The 22691-nt window shown below is 67.6% G+C and carries 19 protein-coding genes; 3 read left to right on the top strand and 16 right to left on the bottom strand.

All coding sequences use genetic code 11. The features are described from left to right. Positions 1 to 85: 85 nt before the first annotated feature. The 5 genes from H4W27_RS13145 to H4W27_RS13125 all read right to left on the bottom strand — a co-directional run bounded on the left by H4W27_RS13145 (position 86) and on the right by H4W27_RS13125 (position 5967). Positions 86 to 1528, bottom strand: a complete 1443-nt coding sequence (locus H4W27_RS13145) for a maltokinase N-terminal cap-like domain-containing protein (RefSeq protein WP_192596332.1) — start codon at positions 1526 to 1528, stop codon at positions 86 to 88. Next, entirely contained in the window at positions 1529 to 2521 is a 993-nt protein-coding gene (rlmB, locus tag H4W27_RS13140; protein ID WP_192596331.1) for a 23S rRNA (guanosine(2251)-2'-O)-methyltransferase RlmB, read from the bottom strand. A gap of 2 nt (positions 2522 to 2523) precedes the next feature. Further along, a complete protein-coding gene (gene cysS / locus H4W27_RS13135) occupies positions 2524 to 4026 on the bottom strand; it encodes a cysteine--tRNA ligase (protein ID WP_192596330.1) in 1503 nt (500 codons plus the stop codon). A 25-nt stretch (positions 4027 to 4051) separates the two neighbouring features. After that, positions 4052 to 5383, bottom strand: coding sequence for a 2-C-methyl-D-erythritol 2,4-cyclodiphosphate synthase (gene ispF, locus H4W27_RS13130; protein ID WP_192596329.1), 1332 nt, complete (start codon positions 5381 to 5383; stop codon positions 4052 to 4054). 65 nt (positions 5384 to 5448) lie between these two features. Next, complete coding sequence (locus H4W27_RS13125) at positions 5449 to 5967, bottom strand: CarD family transcriptional regulator (RefSeq protein WP_192596328.1); 519 nt, start codon at positions 5965 to 5967, stop codon at positions 5449 to 5451. Between the two features lie 269 nt (positions 5968 to 6236). On the opposite strand from H4W27_RS13125, the gene H4W27_RS13120 reads away from it, so the two are divergent. Then, positions 6237 to 6797 carry a hypothetical protein gene (locus tag H4W27_RS13120; RefSeq protein WP_192596327.1) on the top strand — a complete coding sequence of 187 codons (561 nt, stop codon included), beginning with the start codon at positions 6237 to 6239 and terminating at the stop codon, positions 6795 to 6797. Between the two features lie 159 nt (positions 6798 to 6956). Here the strand turns inward: H4W27_RS13120 and H4W27_RS13115 are convergent, their stop codons facing one another. The 11 genes from H4W27_RS13115 to trhO form a co-directional block, all read right to left on the bottom strand. Beyond that, a complete protein-coding gene (locus H4W27_RS13115) occupies positions 6957 to 7217 on the bottom strand; it encodes a glutaredoxin family protein (RefSeq protein ID WP_318782371.1) in 261 nt (86 codons plus the stop codon). Positions 7218 to 7314: 97 nt separating this feature from the next. Then, a complete protein-coding gene (locus H4W27_RS13110) occupies positions 7315 to 7413 on the bottom strand; it encodes a 30S ribosomal protein bS22 (RefSeq protein ID WP_081652675.1) in 99 nt (32 codons plus the stop codon). 123 nt (positions 7414 to 7536) lie between these two features. Further along, on the bottom strand, positions 7537 to 8682 hold the full coding sequence (locus tag H4W27_RS13105) for an acetoin utilization protein AcuC (protein ID WP_404821870.1): 1146 nt from the start codon (positions 8680 to 8682) through the stop codon (positions 7537 to 7539). Positions 8683 to 8730: 48 nt separating this feature from the next. Continuing rightward, a complete protein-coding gene (locus tag H4W27_RS13100; RefSeq protein WP_192596326.1) occupies positions 8731 to 9402 on the bottom strand; it encodes a potassium channel family protein in 672 nt (223 codons plus the stop codon). A gap of 121 nt (positions 9403 to 9523) precedes the next feature. Then, entirely contained in the window at positions 9524 to 10933 is a 1410-nt protein-coding gene (locus H4W27_RS13095) for a TrkH family potassium uptake protein (RefSeq protein ID WP_225939125.1), read from the bottom strand. Between the two features lie 76 nt (positions 10934 to 11009). After that, positions 11010 to 11843, bottom strand: a complete 834-nt coding sequence (proC, locus tag H4W27_RS13090) for a pyrroline-5-carboxylate reductase (RefSeq protein ID WP_225939517.1) — start codon at positions 11841 to 11843, stop codon at positions 11010 to 11012. Positions 11844 to 11953: 110 nt separating this feature from the next. Further along, the gene (locus H4W27_RS13085; protein ID WP_192596325.1) at positions 11954 to 12793 is read right to left on the bottom strand and encodes a sugar phosphate isomerase/epimerase family protein; all 840 of its coding nucleotides are present in this window, start codon (positions 12791 to 12793) and stop codon (positions 11954 to 11956) included. Further along, positions 12783 to 13844: a Ppx/GppA phosphatase family protein gene (locus H4W27_RS13080; RefSeq protein WP_192596324.1), complete on the bottom strand. Its 1062-nt coding sequence runs from the start codon at positions 13842 to 13844 to the stop codon at positions 12783 to 12785. The genes H4W27_RS13085 and H4W27_RS13080 overlap by 11 nt, the downstream gene beginning before the upstream one ends. A gap of 15 nt (positions 13845 to 13859) precedes the next feature. Further along, on the bottom strand, positions 13860 to 16682 hold the full coding sequence (gene topA, locus H4W27_RS13075) for a type I DNA topoisomerase (RefSeq protein ID WP_318782370.1): 2823 nt from the start codon (positions 16680 to 16682) through the stop codon (positions 13860 to 13862). A gap of 106 nt (positions 16683 to 16788) precedes the next feature. After that, the gene (locus tag H4W27_RS13070; RefSeq protein ID WP_318782369.1) at positions 16789 to 18441 is read right to left on the bottom strand and encodes a DUF7059 domain-containing protein; all 1653 of its coding nucleotides are present in this window, start codon (positions 18439 to 18441) and stop codon (positions 16789 to 16791) included. Further along, positions 18438 to 19388 carry an oxygen-dependent tRNA uridine(34) hydroxylase TrhO gene (trhO, locus tag H4W27_RS13065; protein ID WP_192596323.1) on the bottom strand — a complete coding sequence of 317 codons (951 nt, stop codon included), beginning with the start codon at positions 19386 to 19388 and terminating at the stop codon, positions 18438 to 18440. The genes H4W27_RS13070 and trhO overlap by 4 nt, the downstream gene beginning before the upstream one ends. An 88-nt stretch (positions 19389 to 19476) precedes the next feature. On the opposite strand from trhO, the gene H4W27_RS13060 reads away from it, so the two are divergent. Both H4W27_RS13060 and H4W27_RS13055 read left to right on the top strand, forming a co-directional pair. Next, positions 19477 to 20178, top strand: coding sequence for a GNAT family N-acetyltransferase (locus tag H4W27_RS13060; RefSeq protein ID WP_192596322.1), 702 nt, complete (start codon positions 19477 to 19479; stop codon positions 20176 to 20178). A gap of 54 nt (positions 20179 to 20232) precedes the next feature. Beyond that, a complete protein-coding gene (locus tag H4W27_RS13055; RefSeq protein ID WP_192596321.1) occupies positions 20233 to 22644 on the top strand; it encodes a DEAD/DEAH box helicase in 2412 nt (803 codons plus the stop codon). Positions 22645 to 22691: the final 47 nt, after the last annotated feature.

Genomic DNA, 22691 nt, shown 5'->3' with positions numbered 1-22691 from the left:
CTGCGCCCCATGAGCACGAGATGAGACTCTACCAGCACTGTTTCGGCTTTGTAAACTCGGCCTTTCGGGCCGCGTCAGTGCCGGCCTAGGTCTCGCTCTGCAGCAGCATGGAGGGCCGGAACACCCAGCGTCCGTCCCACCGATGGAACAGCTCAAGTGCTTCGGTGAGCATCGCGACGTGGAAGAAGACAGAGTCGATTCCGGCACCGTCGGCCTCGCTGTCCCGGTATCCCTGCAGCAGGGACTTCGTGACCTGTTCGTACCAGAGACCGAAGTCCACCGGATCGGGAGTCCCACCTTCGGGCTCCTGAACATCAGGTGCGGCATGGGCGGTGTCCATGACCAGGTCGGCCAGTGACATGAGGGCCGTCACCACATCGCGCATCGGCAGCGCGTGGTCCACCATGCCGCCGGCCTCATCGATGATCCACCCCCTGTCTCCGGTCCCCCGGCGCAGCCGGTTCGCGGTCAGGTCTCCGTGGATCTTCTGCAGGGTCATCGACTGGTCGGCGTCGCGCAGCTGTCGCTTCAACAGGTCCACGACCTCGGCCAGGTCGGTGGCCTCCGATTCATCCAGGTCCGCCCGCACCGTGGCCCACTGTTCCTGAAGCGCTGATCCGGCGCGGTCCACCATGAAGCCCAGCTGACCGCCTGTCTGCGGATACGCCCCGAAGGTCGCCGCCAGGTCGGAGTGGAAGTCGCCCAGGACTCTGCCCAGCTGCCGGGCCTCAGCGGTGAAGTCGGATCCCTCCATCAGGGCCGTGCGCGCCAGTCCTGCGGCGTCGGGAGCGGCGAGTGCCGCTTCGCGAATGATGCCCAGGTCTCCCGAGACCCAGCGCAGCTCACCAGCATCCCCGGCTGGTTCAGGCCAGCTGCCGGTCACGACCCCCAGCACCCTGGCGACCGTGCGACTGCCGGTGCGCGCCATGCGCATCACCGTGTCCAAGGTGGCGGCGCGATGCGGCTCGGGTCGCCGGATGAAGTCGACCACTGTCTGGCGCGACTGCTCGTCGTCCGGCTCGGCGGTGACTGCGGTGCGCGACGCAGTGGTCAGCCCCGCCTCCAGCGGTTCGCGCTGAAGCTTGGCGGTGAAGGCAGGCCACGCGTCGAAATCAGCGAAGGCCTCCCCGCGGGACCTGCCGTTCCGGCTTCCCTGCTGGCGCCGCGCCATCTCGTGCCAAGCGGCGAGGAAGGCCCGGTCTCGGGCACCGTCGTAGACCCACATCTCACCCTGGGGCGTGCCGAGCCGGCCGACCAGAGCGGTCTTGCCGGCCAGAGCAGAGGGTCGGCTGCGCAGGGCCATCGGAATCGCCACACGCTCCCGGCCTCCCGCAAGAGCCACATCGAAGACATGCATCTCGAGATGCAGACCCTGATCGCCGTCCCCGCTCGGGGCGGGAAGTCGAAGACCACCGATCCGGGTGATCGCGCGCCGTGAAGGGGCACCGGGAAACCACGACTGCTGGGAGAGCCACGTCCCGACCAGCTCCAGGAAACCCGGCTGCTCCTCACCTCTGAAGCGCGTCATCTACTGACGAGCCCCCTGCCGTCGCATGGCGATCTCGTAGAGGCTGATGCCCACCGCCATCGAGGCGTTCAGGGATTCAGTGGCCGAGGTGATCGGTATGGAGACGATCTGGTCGCAGGTCTCCCGGACCAGGCGCGAGAGGCCCTTGCCTTCGGAGCCGACCACGATGATCACCGGTTCCGCGGCAAGCTCGATGTTCTGCAGCGAGACATCACCGTCACCATCGAGTCCGAGCACGAAGAAGCCCAGCTGCTTCGCGTCCTTGAGCGCCTGGGTCAGGTTCTTCGCGCGCGCCACGGGAATCCGGGCGGCGGCTCCCGCGGAGGTCTTCCACGTCGTGGCGGTGACTCCTGCGCTTCGGCGCTCGGGGATCAGCACGCCATGCGCCCCGAACGCGGAGGCGGCTCGCAGCATCGCGCCGAGGTTGCGGGGGTCGGTGATCGAGTCGCAGGCGAGGAACAGCGGCTGGTGCGGGATGTGACCCTTGGCCGCACGCTCGAGCTCACCCTCGGCGAGGTCGAGCACATCGGCATAGTCATAGGGATCCAGCAGCAGGGCCAGTCCCTGATGGACCGCGCCGCCGGATGAGTTGTCCAGCTGTCTGCGGTTGACCTCCCTGACCCGGACGCCCTGTTCGGCGGCGAGCTGCAGGGCTTCACGCACACGCCCGTCGGATTCCACGTCTGTGGCGACATGGAGTTCGCGCGCGGGCACCCGTTCACGCAGCGCCTCGACCACAGAGTTGCGCCCCGCCACCATGTCTTCGGCTCCGAAGCCGGAACCGCGCGGGCGTGATCGGCTCTCGCTGGTCTTCGACGCGGCCCGATCCGCGAGGACCTTCTGCCGGTGCGCCTTGTGATAGACCCGGTCCTCCGCCTTGGGCGTCGGACCCTTCCCGCGCAGCGCACGGCGGCCCTGGCCCCCCGAACCTGTCTGGGGGCCCTTCTTCTCTCTGCGGATCGCGGCCGATTTCGGCCGGGAGTCTTTCGCCATGTTCAGCCTTTCCTCGCCCCTGCGGCGGGGCTGGTGGTTGAACCCGCACGGGCCAATGCCCAGCGAGTCCCTTCTCTGGAGTCTTCGAGCGCGATTCCGGCTGCGGTGAGCTGGTCCCGCACGGCATCGGCGCGCGCGTAGTCTTTTGCGGTCTTCGCCTCGACCCGCTCGCGCAGCAGGTCCTCGACCAGTGCGGACAGGGCCGTCTGCGTGGCGGTGTCCCCGTCCTGGTCCGGTTCCGGGACTTCGGTCAGCCCGAGCACGGAGACCATCGTGGTCACCGCCGATGCAGTGCGCGCCACGGTCTGTGAATCGCCTGCCTCGAGTGCGATGTTGCCGGTTCGCACCGTGTCATGGAGCACCGCCAGCGCCTGCGGGACATTGAGGTCATCGTTCATCGCCGCGGCGAAGGCCTCGGGCACGGCCTCGGGCACGGTCTCCACGGGCTCTGGCGTGGCGGCGGAGGGATCCTGGGCCGCGCGCGCCAGAAAGGTCTCGATACGTTCGACGGCGGCCTGCGCCTCGATCAGCGACGTCGGCCGGTAGTCCAGCTGGGAGCGATAGTGCGCCTGCCCCAGGAAGTATCGGACCGCGCGAGGCCTCGCCGCGCTGAGCATCTCCTCCGGGGAGATGGTGTTGCCCACCGACTTGGACATCTTCTCGCCGGCGTAGGTGACCATGCCGTTGTGGAGCCAGAAGCGGGCGAAGCCGTCCCCTGCGGCCGCGGACTGCGCGAGCTCATTCTCGTGATGCGGAAAGCGCAGGTCCAGACCTCCTCCGTGGATGTCGAAGGTGCTGCCGAGGTACTTGGTCGCCATCGCGGAGCACTCCACGTGCCAGCCGGGCCGGCCCGCGCCCCAGGGAGCATCCCAGCGCGCGGTCGTGGGGTCGGTCCGCTTCTGTCCCTTCCACAGCGCGAAGTCTCGCGGGTCGCGCTTCCCGCGCGCATCGGCGTCGCCCGCTTCCTGCATGTCCTCGGCCCGCTGGCGGGTGAGCTCACCATAGGACTGCCAGGATCGGACGTCGAAGTACACGTCGCCGGAGCCGTCCTGGGCCGGATAGGCGTGCCCGGCGTCGATGAGGCGCTGGATGAGAGTGAACATCTCGGTCATGTGGCCTGTGGCGCGCGGCTCGTAGCGTGGCCTCCTGACGCCCAGGGCGTCGTAGGCGGCATGGAATGCCTGCTCGAAGCGGTAGGCCAGCGCGAACCAGGGCTCGTTGCGCGGGTAGTCTGCCGTGGCGTCGTGGTCCGGCCCATATGAGGCGGCGGACTTCTCCAGGATCTTGTCATCAATGTCGGTGACGTTGCGGACGCTGAGCACGTCGAGACCGCTGTGCTCGAGCCAGCGGATCAGGATGTCGAAGGCGACAGCCGAGCGAACATGGCCCACGTGGGGCCTGCCCTGGACTGTCGCGCCGCAGTAATAGAGCGACACCCGGCCGGGCTGAAGGGGCTCGAAGTCTCGAACTGTTGCCGTCTTGGTGTCGTAGAGTCGCAGTGCCACCGGGCCAGCTTATCTGGTCGGACGTTCACATCAGGTAGACGACCGCGGTGGCTGTGGCCAGAATTCCCTCGCCGCGTCCGGTGAAGCCCAGCCCGTCAGAGGTGGTGGCGCTGATCGCGACCGGTGCGCCGACCGCTGAGCTGAGCACCTCCTGGGCCTCCTGACGGCGGGGACCGAACTTCGGGCGGCGCCCGACGAACTGCACTGACACAGAACCGATCCCGAAGCCTGCCGCACGAACGATGCGTGCCGCCTCCCCCAGGAGCTCAGCACCCGAGGCTCCGATGAGCTCCGGGCGCGCGGTCCCTATGGTGTCAGCCCCGAAATGCACCCCGAGGTCTCCGAGGCCGGCGGCGCTGAACAGGGCGTCGCAGCAGGCATGGGCCACAGCGTCACCGTCGGAGTGACCGGTGAGTCCCTGCAGGTCCGGCCAGAACAGACCGGCGAGCCAGAGCTCCCGGGACTCACCCTCGGGGGCGAAGGCATGGACATCATGGCCGATGCCCACCCGCGGGAGGACCGGTTCGGCGGCGGGATGCCCGGGCTGCGCCTGCTCAGGCTGCGCCTCGGTGCGAAGGTGCGCCTCCGCTGAGACGAGGTCCGCCGGGGAGGTGATCTTCGCCGCGAGATCCGATCCGGCGACGACCCTGACCTCGACTCCCATGGATTCGGCGATCATGGCCTCGTCGGTGAGCGCCTCGGCGGCGTCGTCGGGAAGGTCACCGACGTGTGCGAAGGCTCGCCTGAGCAGCTCCAGGGTGAATCCCTGCGGGGTCTGCACCGCGCGCAGCGCACCTCGTGGAACCGTCTCGGCCACGAGTTCGGTCTGGGGGCGCCGGTCCTGCTTCACCCGCTTGATCGTGTCCGTGACCGGCAGCGCCGGCACGACTGCGGAGGCCCCCGACTCCACGGCTGCCATGACGCGGGTGTAGACGGCGTGCGGAGTGAGAGCACGCGCTGCATCCTGGATGAGCACCGTGGTGCTGGCGTGGTCCCAGTCCTGCAGGGTCACGGACCGTGCCAGGTGATCCAGTCCTGCACGCACGCTGGAGGATCTGCTTCCTCCGCCTCGTGTGGAGAAGACGGGCACGCCTGTCGCGGCGCTGAACTCATGTCCCAGCGCGGCGAGCGTGTCATAGCTGGGGACATCACGGGGCAGGACGAGCACGATGGCGTCGAATCCGGGGGTCAGACCGTGAAGCCGCTCAAGCACATGCGCGAGGATCGGACGTCCGGCGAGGTGCACGCGGGCCTTGGGCATTCCCTGCCCGAGCCGCTCTCCGCTGCCGGCGGCCACAATGACGAGCGCCCGGCGCACCGTGACAGGATCTCCTGTCCCGGCGTCCGGGCGACTCATCGACGGTGCTCCCTCGGGGGCGGCCGTGGCTGTCGGTGCGACCTGAGGTCCCACCTGGCTCATCTCTATTCTGCGACCTTCTCAGGCTCTGCCGGAGTGGGCGCCTCGTCGAGGACCTTGTCCAGCAACAGGGCCGCCTCCTCCTCATTCAGCTTCTTGGCCAGAGCGAGCTCCGAGACCAGAATCTGCCGCGCCTTGGCGAGCATGCGCTTCTCGCCTGCCGAGAGGCCGCGATCGTTCTCGCGGCGCCACAGGTCTCGGACGACCTCGGCCACCTTGTTGACATCGCCTGAGGCGAGCTTCTCAAGATTGGCCTTGTACCGGCGTGACCAGTTCGTGGGTTCTTCGGCGTACTCGGCCCGCAGCACGTCAAAGACATGCTCGAGGCCCTCCTGCCCGACGACGTCGCGGACCCCGACCAGGTCGACGTTGTCTGCGGGCACCTCGATGGTCAGGTCTCCCTGCGAGACGCGGAGCTTGAGGTACATCTTCTCTTCGCCGCGGACCGTGCGGGTCTTGACTTCTTCAATCGTGGCCGCACCGTGGTGCGGGTAGACGACTGTCTCGCCGACCTCAAAATTCATGTAATTATTCCCCTTTCCCGGACATCAGTTTATCACGCGTCACAATCGTCGCCGCGTGTCGTTGGCGGCTCCTTGTGCGCAAGCGCCTAAGCTTCGCCGACATACGATTTCGACATCCTGTAGAATTGGCGAAAGACCACACCAGCACGTGAGCTGCGGTTCCCCGCTGACGTGGACGTCCCCTGCGCGACAGATCCGGGTCCGGAAGTGCACAGCATCTTCCGCCCAGCTCATCTGCACCGCACCAAGATCATGAGGAGACTCGCCCCGTGAAGTTCTCAGCTGAGACAGCTCGCCGCACCGCTGCGGCATCCCTGGCGGCGGCCGCCCTTCTGGGATCCACCGGCTGCAGCTTCGCCAACTACCAGGCCACGACGCACGACTACGCGGCCTCGGACGGGACCCGGGCGGAGTTCGCTGACATGAAGTTCCGGCATATGGCCTTCGTCACCGAGGGTGAGGGCAGCCCCGCTCGCCTGATCGGCACGCTCAGCAACACGGGACTGGAGGACGCGGAGGTTGAGATCGCCTCGGATTCGGAGACGATCATGGTCACCGTCCCCGCTCGCGAGACTCTCTCGCTGGAGCACGACGAGGAGATCATCATCGACTCCTTCCAGGGCACTCCCGGCTCCCTGCATGAGGTCACAGTCAGCGTCAACGGAGAGGCCGAGGAGATCGATGCCTCCGTCTTCGACGGGGTCCTCCCGGAATACCGCGACCTGGTCCCGGGCGGCTACGACGAGACGGTGACAGATCACCTCGAGCACGGGCCCGACACATACGGCAGCGGCACCTCGCACCACGATCCCGAGGAAGCCGGGCACTGAACCGGCTGGATCGCGCAGACACAGGAGGGGCCCGGTCACCAGACCGGGCCCTTTTTGTCATGCCGGCCCAGTGGCAGCCCAGTCGCCCGAACGGTCGGGATGCCCGCGGAGGCGGCCGCAGGCTCGGTCCGCGGCTCATCCACCGGGCGGGCGGGCCTGTCAGCGGCCCGCGTCAGTCTCGCTCAGCAGTCGACGCAGCCGCTGCGGATCGATCCGCCAGAAGTCCTTCACCCGCCCATCGATGAGCAGCACCGGGAGCTCCTCGGCATAGATGCTCAGCAGCTCCTCATCGGTCGTGATGTCCCGCTCGAGCGGCTCGATCCCGAACTCGGCACAGACCTGCCTCGCTGCGGCGAGCGCATCGACGCAGAGATGACACCCCTGCTTGGTGAGGACTTCGACCACCACCGGCTGTGACACAGCTTCTCCTTGCCCTGGTATCCATCAACTGATGCAGAGACGAATGAACCCCGGCCGCCTGCTGGCTGCCGGGGTTCATTCACGCTTTCAAGAAGTCTTACTTCTTGTTGCGGCGCTGGTGGCGAGTCTTCCGCAGACGTTTGCGGTGCTTCTTCTTCGCCATGCGCTTGCGGCGCTTCTTGATCACTGAGCCCATGGGGTGCAGTCCTTGTCTGTAGGTAAACAACGAGAAAAAGGTCTCGGAACAGTGTAGCGGCTACGTGGTGCAGCCACAGAATCGGGGCGGGCCGCGGCCCGCCGGCTCCAGCCGAGGCCGAGATCAGTCAAACCAGGGATCGAGCCCATGCAGCGGGAAGATCTCCTTGCGGGTCTGCATCACCGCGCGGTCCACCGCGTCGGAGGGGTCATAGCCCAGCTCCCAGGAGCGCCACCAGAGCTGGGCGTCGTCACCCATGCTCTCGGGGGCCGAGATCTGGTAGCGGTCGAGCACGTGGTCCCGCCAGCGCTGCGGCACCGGGGTGTGCAGCGGGATCGGCATGCCGAGCGCGACTGCACTCAGGTGCGTCCAGCTGCGCGGAACCACCGTGTGCACGGAGTAGCCGCCTCCGCCGGTCGCGATCCACCGCCCCTCGCAGTGCTCGTCCGCGAGGTGAGCGACGTCCAGCGCCGTCTGACGGTGCGCGTCGACGCTGAGCTGGAGATCGCTGAGCGGATCCTCCCGATGCGAATCGCAGCCATGCTGGGAGAGGATCACCTCGGGCTCGAAGGCCTGCACCAGCTGAGGGACGACCGCATGGAATGCTCGCAGCCAGCCGGCGTCGCCGGTGCCCTCCGGGACAGCGATGTTCACGGCTGTCCCCTCGGCCCCGGGGCCGCCGATCTCGTTCGGAAAACCCGTGCCCGGGTACAGCGCCACCCCGGTCTGGTGGATCGAGATGGTCATGACCCGGGGGTCCTCGTAGAAGATCGACTGAGTGCCGTCCCCGTGGTGGGCATCCACGTCGATGTACACCACGCGCCGGGTCCCCTGGTCCAGCAGGTGCTGGATCGCCACGGCGGAATCGTTGTAGACGCAGAATCCTCCTGCGTGGGCCCGCGCAGAGTGGTGCATGCCTCCCGCGAAGTTCACTGCGCGCACCGCGGTGCCGGAGAGCAGCGCCTGCGCGCACTGGTGGGTGCCGTCAGCGATTCGCGCGGCGCCGAGGTGGAGCTCGCTGAAGACGGGGGTGTCCTCAGTGCCCAGACCATGCTCGAGGGAGGGCCGTCCGTGCTCGGCGGCGGCCTTGACGGCGGCGATGTACTCGGCGGTGTGGACGGTGCCGAGCACCTCGTCGGAGGCGACCTGGGTCTCCAGCCGCCGCACATGCGCCGCGGTGAACAGGCCGAACTCCTCACAGAGCCTCGCGGTCAGCTCCAGGCGCACCGGGTCCATGGGGTGGCTGGAGCTGAAGCGGTATGCGAGCAGGGCTTCATCCCAGACGACGACGGCAGGAAGTGCTGCCACGGGCCCTCCTCAGGCGTGGTCGGCGAAGTACTCGAGCTGGGAGACATCTCCGGAGACGATGATGGTGTCACCAGCTGAGACGAGCGTGTCCGGCTGTGCGTAGACGAAGTCCTTGCCAGGGGACTTCACGCCGACGACGTTGACCCGGTGCCGGCTGCGCGGCTGGCACTGGTCGATGGTCTTGCCGTGCAGCTCGCGGGGCGGTCGCATCTTGACGATCGCGAAGTCGTCGTCGAACTTGATGAAGTCCAGCATCTGGCCCGAGACCAGGTGCGCGGCGCGCACTCCGGCGTCGTGCTCGGGGTAGATCACGTGATGGCAGCCGATCCTGGTCAGGATCTTGCCATGCGTGGGGTTGATGGCCTTGGCCCAGACCTGGCTGACTCCCAGGTCCACCAGGTTGGCGGCGATCAGCACGGAGGACTCGATCGAGGTGCCGACACCGACGACGGCGGCGTCGAACTCCTGTGCGCCCACCTGCCGCAGGGCCTCGATGTCGGTGGCGTCGGCCTCGACCACATGGGTCAGCAGATCAGCATGCTTCTGCACCAGGCCACGATCCCGCTCCACGGCGAGGACCTCCTTGTTCTGCGACACCAGCTGCTCGCTCAGCGCGATGCCGAAACGACCCAGGCCCACGACCAGGACCGGCTTGTTGCTCTGAGGGTTCTGCTTGCCCACGTGTGCGTCCTTTTCGCGAAATGCGTGCTGAGCCCAGGGGCTCAGTCTGAGAGTGCTGACTCCAGGGTAAACCCCCGCAGGGTGCTGACCAGCACGCTCAGTCGATCGCCAGCCAGCTCGCTCAGCCGATCATTGGGCGCCCCTCGGGGTACCGGTAGCGGACGCGGCTGCGCTGACGCACCGTCAATGAGGCTGCGAAGGTGATGATTCCGACACGACCGGCGAACATCAGCGCGGCCAGCACATACTGTCCCTCAGGGGGCAGGTCCTCGGTGAGCCCGCTGGTGAGCCCCACCGTGGCGAATGCCGAGATCGATTCGTAGAGCGGACGTCCCATGTCGAGTCCGGTGATGTACATCAGCCAGACCGTGGAGACCAGGACCAGGGTCGCCCCCATGGCCACCACGGAGACGGCCACGCGGACCGCGGAGGTCGGGATGGTGCGTCCGTGGGCGGTGGACTCGGCGTCGCCGCGGGCCTCCGCGAGGAAGGCCAGCCAGATCACGGCGATCGTGGTCACCTTGATCCCGCCGGCTGTGGAGGCGGAGCCGCCGCCGGCGAACATCAGCGCGTCAGAGATCAGCATGGTCTCGGCGTTCTGCACGTTCGACTCCACGACCGAGAACCCGCCCGAGCGCATGTTCACCGAGGCGAAGAGTGAGTTCTGCACCTTCTCCCAGAGGCTCATCTCGCCGATGGTCGAGAGATTGTTCCACTCCATGACCGCGTAGAGCACAGTGCCGATCACCATCAGCAGGAGGGTGACCTGGAGGGTCAGCTTCGTGTGCAGGCTCCAGTTCCGCACATGCCAGCGATTGCGCCAGAGCATGAACAGCACCGGGAACCCCAGGCTGCCCAGGAACACGCCGACCATGATCGTCCAGATCACGACCGGGTCGTCGCCGAATCCCCCGAGACCGCCGGAGTGCACCACGAAACCGGCATTGTTGAACGCAGAGATCGCGTAGAAGGTTCCATGCCAGAGACCGCTGAGAATGTCATCATTGAGCTGGATGAAGCGCGGGATGAGCACGAGGGCCAGCGCCGCCTCCACCACGGCGGAGCAGATCACGACAGTGCGGATGACCTGGCCGGTCTCCCCCATGGAGCCGGTGGAGATCCCGCCCTCCTGCGCGACCAGGCGGGTCCGCAGTCCGAGGTTCCGGGTCACCGAGATGGCCAGCAGCGCGGCGATGGTGATGATGCCCAGGCCACCCACCTGGATGCCGACCAGGATCACCAGCTGTCCCGCGAAGGACCAGTGGTCCGCGGTGTTCACCGGAGTCAGACCAGTGACGGTCACCGCGGAGGTGGCCACGAAGAGGGCCTCATGGAAGACCGACGAGCGGCCGGACGCGGTGGCCCAGGGCATCATCAGCAGCGAGCAGAACACGGCGATGGTCACCGCGAAGATCATCATGGCCGCCCTGGCCGGCGAGGTGCCGGTCAGGCGTCCCACCCCGCGGCGGATCCGCGACCAGAGAGTGCCTCGATATCCGCTGCCGCGCTGCACGCGCATGTCCCTCGCCATGGCCACTACTGTATTCCTCTGTTCATGCCTCGCCGCACACCGCGGAGGCTGAAAGCCCTCCGGCTGTGACGGCTGCTCACTCTGCGGTGCGCAGCTCTTCGGTGATCTCGGCGGAGCGGCTCGCGCTGGCCTCCACTGCGGCGGACACTGCGGCGGCGAAGCCGTGCTCGTCGAAGGCGTCGATGGCCCGCTCGGTGGTGCCGTTGGGCGAGCAGACCGCTCGGCGCAGCTGCGCGGCGTCGGCGGTGCCGGCGCGCTGGTGCTGAACCATCATCCTCCCCGCGCCGTAGATCGTCTGGGCGGCGAGATCGGCGGCGAGGGCGCGATCGAGTCCGAGCTGCACGCCGGCGTCGGCCATCTGCTCGGCCAGGTAGAACGCATAGGCCGGTCCGGATCCGGAGATGCCGGTGAGCGCATCGATCTGTGATTCATCGATCACGTGGACGGCGCCGCAGCTCTCCAGCAGGGTCTGCACGGTCCGGGTGTGTGCCGCACTCGCATGTCTGCCTGGAACCAGGCCGACGACTCCGAGTCCCACCGAGAGCGGCGTATTCGGCATCGAGCGGATCACCGGCTGACCGTGGGCCAGCGCGCCCTCGAGCATCGCCAGGTCTATCGCCGCCGCCACGGAGACGACGACGGCGCCCGGCCTCAGTCTGGAGGCGATGGACTCGGCGAGGCTGACGATGCCGTGGGGCTTGACACCGAGAAAGACGACGTCGGCCTGCTCCACCGCGATCCCATTGGCCTCGGCAGTCTCCTGCTCGGCAAGCACCGTGATGCCGTGCTCCTCCGCCCGGGCCCGCGCCGTGGCCGCGCTCCGGGTGGTCGCGACCACATCCTCGCGCCGCACGGAGGAGGCCAGCAGGCCAGAGAGGATGGCACCGTTCATGGAGCCGAGTCCGAGCATGGCCACCCTCGGGGGCACCTGCCCGGGCTGACCAGGCTGTCCTGGCTGTCCTGGCTGACCAGTCTGCGCAGGCTCGCCGGGCTGCTCGTATGCGTCGTCGCTGCTCATGCTCACTCCTGTCCGAGATGCCTGCGGGCGAATGCCAGGGACTCGGCCAGCCACCGCTCCCGGTCCCCCACGTTGCGGGCTGTGCGGGTGGCGACCTCCACCGCCACCACTCCGGTGAAGCCTTCCCCGGCGAAGTCAGGCTTCGCGAGGAGCTCCATGGCCTCGGCGACGCGCTGTTCGCCCTGGCCGGGAATGAGGTGGTCATCCTTGAAACCGTTGGACCAGCCGTCAGTCAGGTGGACGTGGCGCAGCCTCTGGCCCAGGGCCTGGACAGCCTCGAAGGAGTCCGACTCGGCCGTGGCCGCATGTGAGAAGTCCCAGGTCACGTGGGGGTAGGGCTGATCCACAGGGTCCCAGTGCGGCAGATACATCGTGGCTTCGCGCCCGCCGGCCCGCCAGGGATACATGTTCTCCACCGCGAAGAGCACCCCGGTCTCCTCCTCGAGCTGCGCGATGCCCTCGGCGAACCCCTCGGCATACCCGACCTGCCAACGGAAGGGCGGGTGAGCGACGACGACCCCGCACCCGACCTCGGCGGCGAGCGCCGCACTGCGTCTGAGCTTGTCCCAGGCCGATCCCCAGACCTGCTGGGTCAGCAGGAGGGTCGGTGCGTGGATGGCCATGACCTGCAGTCCGAAGCGCCACGAGAGCTCGTTGAGCGTGGAGGCCTGCTGGGACTCGCTGCGGTGGGTGACCATCACCTCGACGCCGTCGTAGCCGAGGTCATCGGCGATGGCGAATCCTTCGGCAACCCCCAGGGGGTATACCGAGGAGGTGGACAGCGCCACCGGGATGCGCGGCAGCTCGTGCCCCGGTCGCGGTTTGAGGTCCTCAGTGGGCATGTTCCACCGCCGCAGCCGCCAGGGGACGGCCGCCGGGGACGTCGCCGCGTGAGGGTCTGCGCAGCTCGCGGCCGAGGTTCACGTGCCCAACCCCGGGGGCGGTGGGCACGGCCACGGCGCCCTCGCGCACCAGGGAGTCCAGCCGGCGCAGGATCAGGCCCTCACGCAGCGCCCAGGGACAGATCTGCAGCGTCTCGATCCCGAACACCTTCATCGCCTGCTCGGCGACCAGTGCTCCGGCGAAGACCTGCCGGGCACGCAGGGTGGAGACCCCGGGCAGCTCGGCGCGCTCGGCCGCGGTCATCGAGGCGAGACGCTTGGACAGCGGCTTGAGCTCCTGATGATCGAGGCTGCGTGGCACGTACGGTCCGGACGCGGAGGGAGCGGCGCCGGTCATCCGGGCCAGGGATCGGAAGGTCTTCGAGGTGGCCAGCACCTCGGTGTGTTCACTCAGCACGGGGAACTCGCGGCGGGCCGCCTCCAGCTCCTCACGGATGTAGCCCTTCAGGGACTTGGCCTGCTCTTTGCTGGGGGGATCCTCGCTCAGCCAGTCGCGGGTGAGTCGCCCGGCGCCCAAGGGCAGGGAGACCGCGGTGGAGGGAAGCTCATCGCGCCCATAGGCGATCTCGAACGATCCTCCGCCGATGTCGAAGTTCAGGATGTCCCCGGCGCTCCAGCCGCGCCAGCGTCTGGCGGCGAAGAAGGTCATCGCCGACTCCTGAGCTCCGCTGAGCTCGGTGAGCTCGACCCCGGTCTCGGTCGCCACACGCTCCAGCACCGCCTCGCCGTTCGCGGCCTCACGCAGCGCCGAGGTGCAGAAGGACAGAAGATCCTCCGCGCGGTGCCGCGCCGCGAACCGGGCGGCCTCGGCGATGAAGGTGATCAGCTCCTGCTGGCCCTCCTCGGCGATCGCGCCCTGCTCGTCAAGGTGCTTGACCAGGGACAGGGGACGTTTGTGTGAGGCGAAAGCCTCAGGCTTCGCTCCGAGGTGGGCATCCACCAGGAGCAGGTGCACGGTATTGGAACCTATATCCAGCACGCCCAGACGCATCAGGTGACTCCTCGGCTAGGATCCGGTCTTCGCGGTGGTCTTCTTGGCTGGAGACTTCTTTGCGGAGCTCTTGCCGGCGGTCTTCTTTGCCGGAGACTTCTTGGCCGCAGGCTTGGAGGCCCCCGGCTTCTTCGGTCCCGCGGCTCGCTTCTCCGCCAGCAGTGAGTAGGCATGCTCCTTGGTCAGCGTCTCCAGGGAGACGCTGCGCGGCACGGTCACATTGGTCTCGCCGTCCGTGACATAGGGGCCGAATCGGCCGTCCTTGACCACCACAGGCTTCTCAGAGGTGGGGTCCGGGCCGAACTCCGCCAGCGGAGGCACGGCTGCGCGGCGTCCGCGCTGCTTGGGCTGGGCGTAGATGGCCTTGGCCTCCTCCAGCGTGACCGTGAACATCTGCTCCTCGGTCTCCAGGGACCGAGAATCCGAGCCCTTCTTCAGGTACGGCCCGAATCGACCGTTCTGCGCCGTGATCTCTTCGCCGTCCTCATCGGTGCCCACCACTCGGGGCAGCGAGAGCAGGCGCAGCGCCTGCTCGAGGTCCACGGTCTCCAGGGTCATGTCGCTGAGCAGGGAACCGGTGCGAGGCTTGACCTTGGCAGGCTTCTTCTTCGGCTTGGGCTTGCCGTTCTTGTAGTACTCGGTGGGCAGCGACTTCATATGCTCTTCGAGCTGCGCCTCGGTCATCTCCTCGATCAGCTCGGTGACATAGGGGCCGTAGCGTCCGTCCTTGGCGACGATCTCGCGTCCGGTCTCCGGGTCGGTGCCCAGCACACGTCCGGAGTGCTGCGCCTGCTCGAAGAGCTCCTCGGCCTTGTCGACGGTGAGTTCGTCGGGGGCGAGGTCCTGCGGCAGATTCGCGCGCTGAGGCTCCAGTTCACCTTCGGCGTTGACGACGCCGTCGGGGTTCGGGCGCTCCAGGTAAGGCCCGTAGCGTCCCACCCGCAGGTTCACGCCGGGTGCGATCTCGATGGAGTTGATGGCCCGGGCATCGATCTCCCCGAGGTTCTCCACCACGTGCTTGAGCCCGTCGACGCCGTCCTGGGCACCGAAGTAGAAGCCCTGCAGCCAGGCCTCGCGCTGGATCTCACCGCGCGCGATCTGGTCCAGGTCCTCCTCCATGCGAGCGGTGAAGTCGTAGTTCACATACTTGCCGAAGTGTTCCTCCAGCAGCCGGATCACGCTGAACGCGGTCCAGGAGGGGATCAGCGCGGAGCCGCGCTTGGTCACGTAGCCGCGGTCCATGATGGTCGAGATTGTCGGTGCGTAGGTGGAGGGGCGGCCGATCTCGCGCTTCTCCAGCTCTGCGACGATCGTGGCCTCGGTGTAGCGCGCCGGCGGGGTCGTCTCATGACCCTTGGCCTGGACGTCGCGGCCGATCAGGTTCTCCCCGGTCTCGATCTTCGGCAGCCGTTTGTCGGCCTTGCCGGCTTTGGCGTCGTCCTCCTCGGAGGAGTTCTCGCGGATCTCCTCGTAGGCGGCCAGGAATCCGGGGAAGGTGATGACGGTGCCGGAGGCGCCGAAGGTGGCGGTGGTGCCAGCTTCGGGCCCCTCGGAGACGGAGGCGCTGAGCCGCACGGAGGCGGTGAAGCCCTTGGCGTCGGCCATCTGTGAGGCGACGGTGCGCTTCCAGATCAGCTCGTAGAGCTTGAACTCGTCCTTGGAGAGCTCATTGGCCACCTGGCCGGGGGTGCGGAAGTGGTCTCCCGAGGGACGGATCGCCTCGTGCGCCTCTTGGGCGGTCTCGTTCTTCTTGGAGTAGAACCGCGGACTCGAGGGCGCGTGGTCCGCCCCGTAGAGCTCGGTGATCTGTCGCCGGGCTGCGGTGATCGCCTCATTGGAGAGCGTCACCGAGTCGGTGCGCATATACGTGATGTAGCCGTTCTCATACAGCCGCTGGGCCACCTGCATGGTCGCCCGCGAGGAGAACCGCAGCCTGCGGGACGCCTCCTGCTGCAACGTCGAGGTGATGAAGGGAGGCTGGGGGCGGCGCGAGTACGGCTTGTCCTCGACCGAGTCCACGGTGAACTCCGCCTTGGTCAGCCCTTCGGCAAGAGCCTCGGCGGCTTCGCGGTCCAGGACGCTGACCTCGGTCTTGGAGCGGGTGGACTTCAGCTCGCCGCGATCATTGAAGTCCGCGCCGGTGGCGACGCGGGCGCCGTCGACGGCGTTGAGCTTGGCCGTGAACTCCTCCCCGGCGGCGGTGGCGAAGCTTCCGGAGAGGTCCCAGTATCCGGCCGGGACGAAGGCCATGCGTTCGCGCTCGCGCTCGACCACCATTCGGGTGGCCACTGACTGCACGCGGCCTGCGGAGAGGCCCTTGCCGACCTTGCGCCAGAGCACCGGAGAGATCTCGTAGCCGTAGAGCCGGTCCAGGATGCGGCGGGTCTCCTGCGCGTCGACCAGGTCGTCGTCGATCTGGCGAACATTCTCAAGCGCGCGGGTGATGCCCTCTTTGGTGATCTCGGTGAAGGTCATCCGGTAGACGGGGACCTTGGGCTTGAGCACCTGCAGCAGGTGCCATGCGATGGCTTCACCTTCGCGGTCGGCGTCAGTGGCGAGGTAGAGCTCGGAGGCGTCCTTGAGTGCCCACTTGAGCTCGGTGACCTTCTTCTTCTTGGAGTCAGAGATCACGTAGTACGGGGCGAAGCCGTCGTCGGGGTTCACCGCGAACCGGCCGAAGGGGCCCTTCTTCATGTCAGTGGGCAGCTCTGAAGGCTGCGGCAGGTCACGGATATGCCCGGCGGAAGCGTCCACGATGAAGTCATCGCCAAGATACTTGGCGATGGACTTGGACTTCGCCGGGGACTCGACGATGACGAGTTTCTTGCCTTCAGGCACTGATCTCCTTGAGGAATTCTTGCGGTGCAGTCTCGGGGCATGAGCAGCAGGCTGGCCGTCGAGTGCTCAATATATCAGCGAGCACAACACGCCGATGCCGCAGGATTCAAGACTGCGTGAGGTATCCCTCTATATAGAGGTCAAGGATCTCGGCGCGCAGCGCCTGCTCAAGGTCCGCGTCCTCCGTGGGCTGTTCGTCCATCAGCGAAGCCACTGCTGTGGCGAGCTGGCTCACGGTGAAATCCCCGTCTGCGGCGCCGAGGAGTCCTGCAGCGGCGCTGGAGACCGGACGAGAACGCCGCAGACCCGCACCTTGACGTGCCAGGATCACTTCAGGATGAACCGCCCCGAAACGCTGGTGGCGCTCCTCCGTGACATCGCTGGCGACGACGAGCGTGGAATCCAGCACCGCCTGGGGGTCTCGCGCCACGGCCTCCGCACGGGCCACGGTGCCTCCGATGACGGGGCCCAGCGGCTGCTCCACCGGCCCGGTGATCTCCTCGAATCTGCGCCAGGGCGCCATGGCGGCATCGGTCGCGGACCTGCGGCGCATCCAGATCATCCCGAATCCCACGGCCTGGACCCGGCGCGAGGCGAAGTCCTCCAGATACTGGGCATAGCGACGGCGGTACTGCCCCAGATCTCGCTGGGTGGAGGCGTCGCGGAGCCAGGTCTCGGCGTATTCGGCGCCGGTCTGCTGGTCGCGCTGGATGAACCACGCGTCCACGGGGCCGTCTGCAGCGAGCTGCTCGCACCATAGCCGAGGGCGGGCGTCCCACTCGGCGTCGTCCGGGATCTCCCAGTTGCCCAGCATCTGTGCCGTTCCGGCATCGGTGAGGAACTGCGGCAGCTCGGTGAGCAGCTCCTCCATGAGGAGATCCCCGCGGCGTCCTCCGTCCCGGTAGGTGTACCGGGCGGCGGTCTGCTCCTCGGAAGAGCGCGGCGTGATCACGAAGGGCGGGTTGGAGACGATCAGGTCAAAGACCCGACCCGCAACTGGTTCGAAGAGGCTTCCCTGGACGAGCTCCACCCGTGCATCGATGTTCTCTGGGGAAAGCCCCAGTTCAGCGGCATTGAGCAACAGGTTGAAAGCCGTGAAGGACAGCGCGCGAGGGCTGAGGTCAGTGGCGACCACATGCTCGGCATGATCCAGCAGGTGAAGCAGCTGGATCCCGCAGCCGGTGCCGATCTCCAGGGCGGTGTGCACGGGGCGTCGGTGGATCGAGGCCGCCAGGGTCAGGCTCGCCCTGCCGATGCCCAGCACATGGTCACTCGGGAGCGGGCCCTGCAGCTGGTGGGCGGAGAGGTCGCTGACCACCCACAGGTCAGCCAGCCCGTCGCGCTGCTCGGCCTGGTAGGGACGCAGGTCCACAGCGGGGCGGCACCACTCGCCGTCGTCGTGGTGCTCGCGGCGCACCAGCCCGAGCGCGCACAGACCCGCGACCCCCACGCGGGGCAGGGCTTCCTGGACTTCAGCGGTGCTCAGCTCCATGCCGAGCAGCCACAGCGCAGAGAGCACGACGCTGGGCTCCGCGGGCGTGGTCGCCTCGAGGAGCTCCCGCACGCGCAGCTGGCCGGGCACGAGCTGATCGCGGTCCAACGCGTCGATGATGTCGGGGCCGAGCAGCCCCGCGAGATGATCATTGGTGAAGCGGGCGGAGAGCAGGTCAGCGCGCAGGGCGGCGACCAGTTCTGCCTCCGCGACCGGAGCCGGCGGCGAGGGAGCCGGGGCGGACTGCGCCGGATCGACGGAGCTCACCCGCGACGCACCTTCTCCAGTCGACCGGAGTTCGGGTGTCCCGGGTCCTGCTGCAGCCGCGCCCGGCAGGTCTCGCACCGGGTGGTCTCGGGGATGTGCCGGCAGTCCTCGCAGTAGAGCTGCAGCGTGGAACAGCCTCGGTCCATGCAGTTGTGGAAGGTGCTGGTGGGGTTCCCGCAGTGGGTGCATTCGCCGATGGTCTTCGCCTGTGGGGAGAACGTCGTGTTCATCCTGGAATCGAAGACGTAGAGCTCACCCTCCCAGAGGCCGTCGTCGCCGAAGGTCTCGCCGTAGCGGACGATGCCGCCGTCGATCTGGTAGACCTCCTCGAACCCCCGCCTGCGCATCAGCGAGGAGAGCACCTCACAGCGGATCCCGCCGGTGCAATAGGTCACCACCGGCTGGTCCTTGAGATGGTCGTACTTGCCGGAGTCCAGCTCCGCGATGAAGTCTCGGGTGGTCTCCGTCTCGGGCACGATCGCGTTCTTGAATCGGCCGATCTGCGCCTCCATGGCATTGCGCCCGTCGAAGAAGGCGACGTCGACTCCCTGTGCCCGCTTCGCCTCGACCAGTTCATGGACCTCTTCCGGCTGCAGGTGCTTCCCGCCGTCGACGACGCCGTCAGCGTCCACCTCGACCTGCTCGGGGACCCCGAAGGCCACGAGCTCCGGGCGCACCTTCACGGAGAGGCGGGGGAACTGCTCGGCCCCGCCCTCAGACCATTTGAACGCCATGTCCTTGAACGGGGCGTAGGCGCGGGTCTGCTTCACGTACTGCTTGACTGCCTTGATCTCGCCGCCGACGGTTCCGTTGATCCCCTGCGGGGAGATCAAGATGCGACCCCTGAGGCCGAGCTCCCGACACAGCGTGTGCTGCCACAGCTTCACCGCCTCGGGATCGGGCAGCGGAGTGAAGGTGTAATAGAGGACTATCCGGGACATGCTCACCGTTCAAGGGTAGTTCTGAACGACATCTTTATGAACTCGTTGTCGCTGCCCCTCACGCTGGGAAGCATTTTCTTTGTATGGTCGGATCATGACTTCTGAGCTGAGCGATGACCTCGTCCGCCATTGGGTGACCGGATGGGCCAGGACGCACGAATACGACGTGCAGCACGAGGGCAATGTGCACTCGGCGCTCCGCTCCGGGGATTCCGACGAGTGGGAGTACGTGCTCTATGCCCCCGAGGAGACGGATCTGCGCAAGATCGCCTCGGCCGTGGCGAAGGATGCTGCCCGTCTGCTGACCGTGATCGCGGAGCCCGGCGCTCCCTCGCTGAACCAGAACCCCGTGGACGGGCTGCAGCTGATCAGCGACGAAGAGAAGCTCATGGTCGTGGACATGGAGACTCAGGACGTCGAGGACCCCATCACCCCGGAAGGCTTCAGCACCAGCCGGGACGACCATGACGGCTGGACCCTGTTCACCGTGCGTGACGGTGAGAACGTCGCCGCCCGCGGCCGCGTCGCCACGGTGGACCAGTACGCCATCCTCGATCGCATCTACACCAGCGACGACTACCGACGCCGCGGCCTGGGCACCTTCGTGACCCGTGCGCTGATCGCCATCGCCCATGAGCACGACGTGGAGGAGGGCCTGCTCGTCGCGACCGCCGACGGCCAGGAGCTCTATGAGTACCTGGGCTGGACCCTGCTCGGTGATGTGCATGTCTACGGCGCCGCGGCAGGCGGACGGATCCGCCCGAGCCACTCGCAGTTCGACGACCTCAAAGGCTGACCCCAAGGACTGGTCTGAACGGCTGCTCTGAGCAGCTGACGTAGCCTGAGGGTGATGCCCGATCAGGAACCCTATGAGCTGCTGCGCCGGGCCGGACTGCCCACTGAGGTCAGTGATGCCGGTCCGCTGCGGCATGTGCGCACGCTCGCTGCGCGCCGGGCCCAGACCGCGCCATGGCCCGCCTGGGTGCCGAGCAGCCTGCGGGCCGGCTATCGCCAGCTCGGCGTCACCGGTCTCTACACCCATCAGGTGCAGGCCGCAGAGGCGCTGCACTCCGGTCGACATACGATCCTGGCCACCGGAACGGCGTCCGGAAAGTCGCTCGGCACGCAGCTTCCAGGGCTCGCTGAGATCTGTGGCGGACCAGCGGGTGCAGCGCCCGGACCTGAAGGATCCGGCTCCCGTGTCGGGGCAACGATGCTCTACCTCTCCCCCACGAAGGCGCTGGCCGCAGATCAGCTCGACGCGCTGACCCAGCTCGCCGAGGCCACCTCCGTCCAGGGGCCCGAGGCCGGCATCCGACCGGCCGCCTATGACGGGGACACCGATCCCGACCAGCGCCGCTGGGTCCGCCAGCACGCCAATGTGGTGCTCACCAACCCGGACATGCTCAACGTCGGGATCCTGCCGAATCATCGGGCCTGGGCCCGGTTCTTCGCCCGGCTGCGCTATGTGATCATCGATGAGGCCCATACCTGCCGCGGGGTCTTCGGCTCACACATCGCGCTGCTGCTGCGCCGGCTGCGTCGGGTGTGCGCCCACTACGGCGCAGACCCGGTCTTCACCGGCGCCTCCGCGACCAGCGGTGACCCCGCGACGTCGTTCTCTCGGCTCATCGGACACCCGCAGCACACAGTGGAGGCTGTCACCGAGGACGCCTCACCCCACGGCGCGGTGGATGTCTACCTCTGGGAGGCCACCTCCTCGGAGCTCACCGGCGACAACGCCGCCCCGCTGAAGCGCAGCCTCACCGTGGAGGCGGCGGACATCCTCTCCGATCTCGTGGTGGCGGGTCATCGGACGCTGGCATTCATCAAGTCCCGCCGCGGGGCAGAGACGATTGCGCAGATCGCCGCAGACTCCCTGGCCGAGGTCGATCGTGACCTGCGCGGGCGGGTCGCCGCCTACCGCTCCGGCTACCTGAAGGAGGAACGTCGAGAGCTGGAGGACGCCCTGCGCGAGGGGCGCCTGCTGGGGGTGGCCTCCACACCCGCGCTGGAGCTCGGGATCGACATCTCCGGACTCGATGCCGTGATCATCGCCGGCTGGCCCGGCACTCGCGCCTCCTTCTTCCAGCAGCTCGGCCGGGCCGGACGCTCCGGGCAGCGGGGAGCGGCCTTCTTCATCGCCGGGGATGACCCGCTGGACTCGTATCTGCTGGACCATCCGGAGGCGATCTTCGACACCGCGGTGGAGGACGCGGTCACCGACCCCTCGAACCCGCATGTGGCGGCGCCGCATGTCCTCGCGGCGGCCCAGGAGCTGCCCCTGACGCCGCCAGACCTGGACCTGTTCGATCCGGAGCGCTGGCTGATCGACTCGCTCACCGAGCAGGGGCACCTGCGCCGCCGGCCGCGGGGCTGGTTCTTCGCCCACGACGACGTCTCGGCCGCCTCCTGGGTCAAGCTGCGCTCCGACGGCGGCGGGCCCTTCACGATCGTGAACGTCCAGGACGGCACGGTGATCGGGGACATGGGCTCGGCCCAGGCCCAGCCGCAGGCGCACCCCGGGGCGGTCTACGTCCATCAGGGCCGCAGCTACATCGTGGAGGACCTGGACCAGGAGAACAACACCGTGCTGGTGTTTCCCGCCGCCCCGCCGTATTACACCCAGGCGCGGGAGACCACCTCGATCGAGGTGCTTGAGGTCCATCAGGAGGTCGACTGGGGGCGCTACCGGCTGCACAGCGGCATGGTCGAGGTGACCGGCACCGTCGTCGGCTTCCAGCGCAAGGCCCTGGGCTCCTCGGAGGTGCTCTCCGATGAGCCGCTTGATCTGCCGCCCTCCTCGCTGCGCACCCACGCCATGTGGATGACCGCCCCCGAGACCGCGCTGTCGGCCGCCGGGGTCGTCCCCGAGCATGTTCCCGGTGCGCTGCACGCGGCCGAGCACGCCATGATCGGACTGCTGCCGCTGCTGACCTCGGGTGACCGCTGGGACATCGGCGGCGTCTCCACCGCGCTGCACCGTGACACCGAGCTGCCCACGATCTTCGTCTATGACGGGCACCCCGGCGGAGCGGGCTTCGCGCAGCGTGGCTTCGAGCTGGCCGCCGAGTGGATCGGAGCCACCGCCGAGACCATCTCCGGATGCAGCTGCGCCACGGGCTGCCCCTCCTGCGTGCAGTCACCGAAGTGCGGCAACCGGAACAACCCGCTGGAGAAGCAGTCCGCGCTGAACCTGCTGCGCGGCATCCTCGCCGCGCGGCCCGCGAGCACGGACCGGGACGCTCCCCCGCAGATATAGCTGAACATATATCCCTGGTGACGATTTATGAACCGGTTCACTGTGCA

Source organism: Nesterenkonia lutea (genome assembly GCF_014873955.1).
In the GTDB taxonomy this organism is placed as follows: Bacteria; Actinomycetota; Actinomycetes; order Actinomycetales; family Micrococcaceae; genus Nesterenkonia; species Nesterenkonia lutea.
Note: the sequence above shows the minus strand (reverse complement) of the source record. Positions and strands in the feature narration are given on the sequence as shown.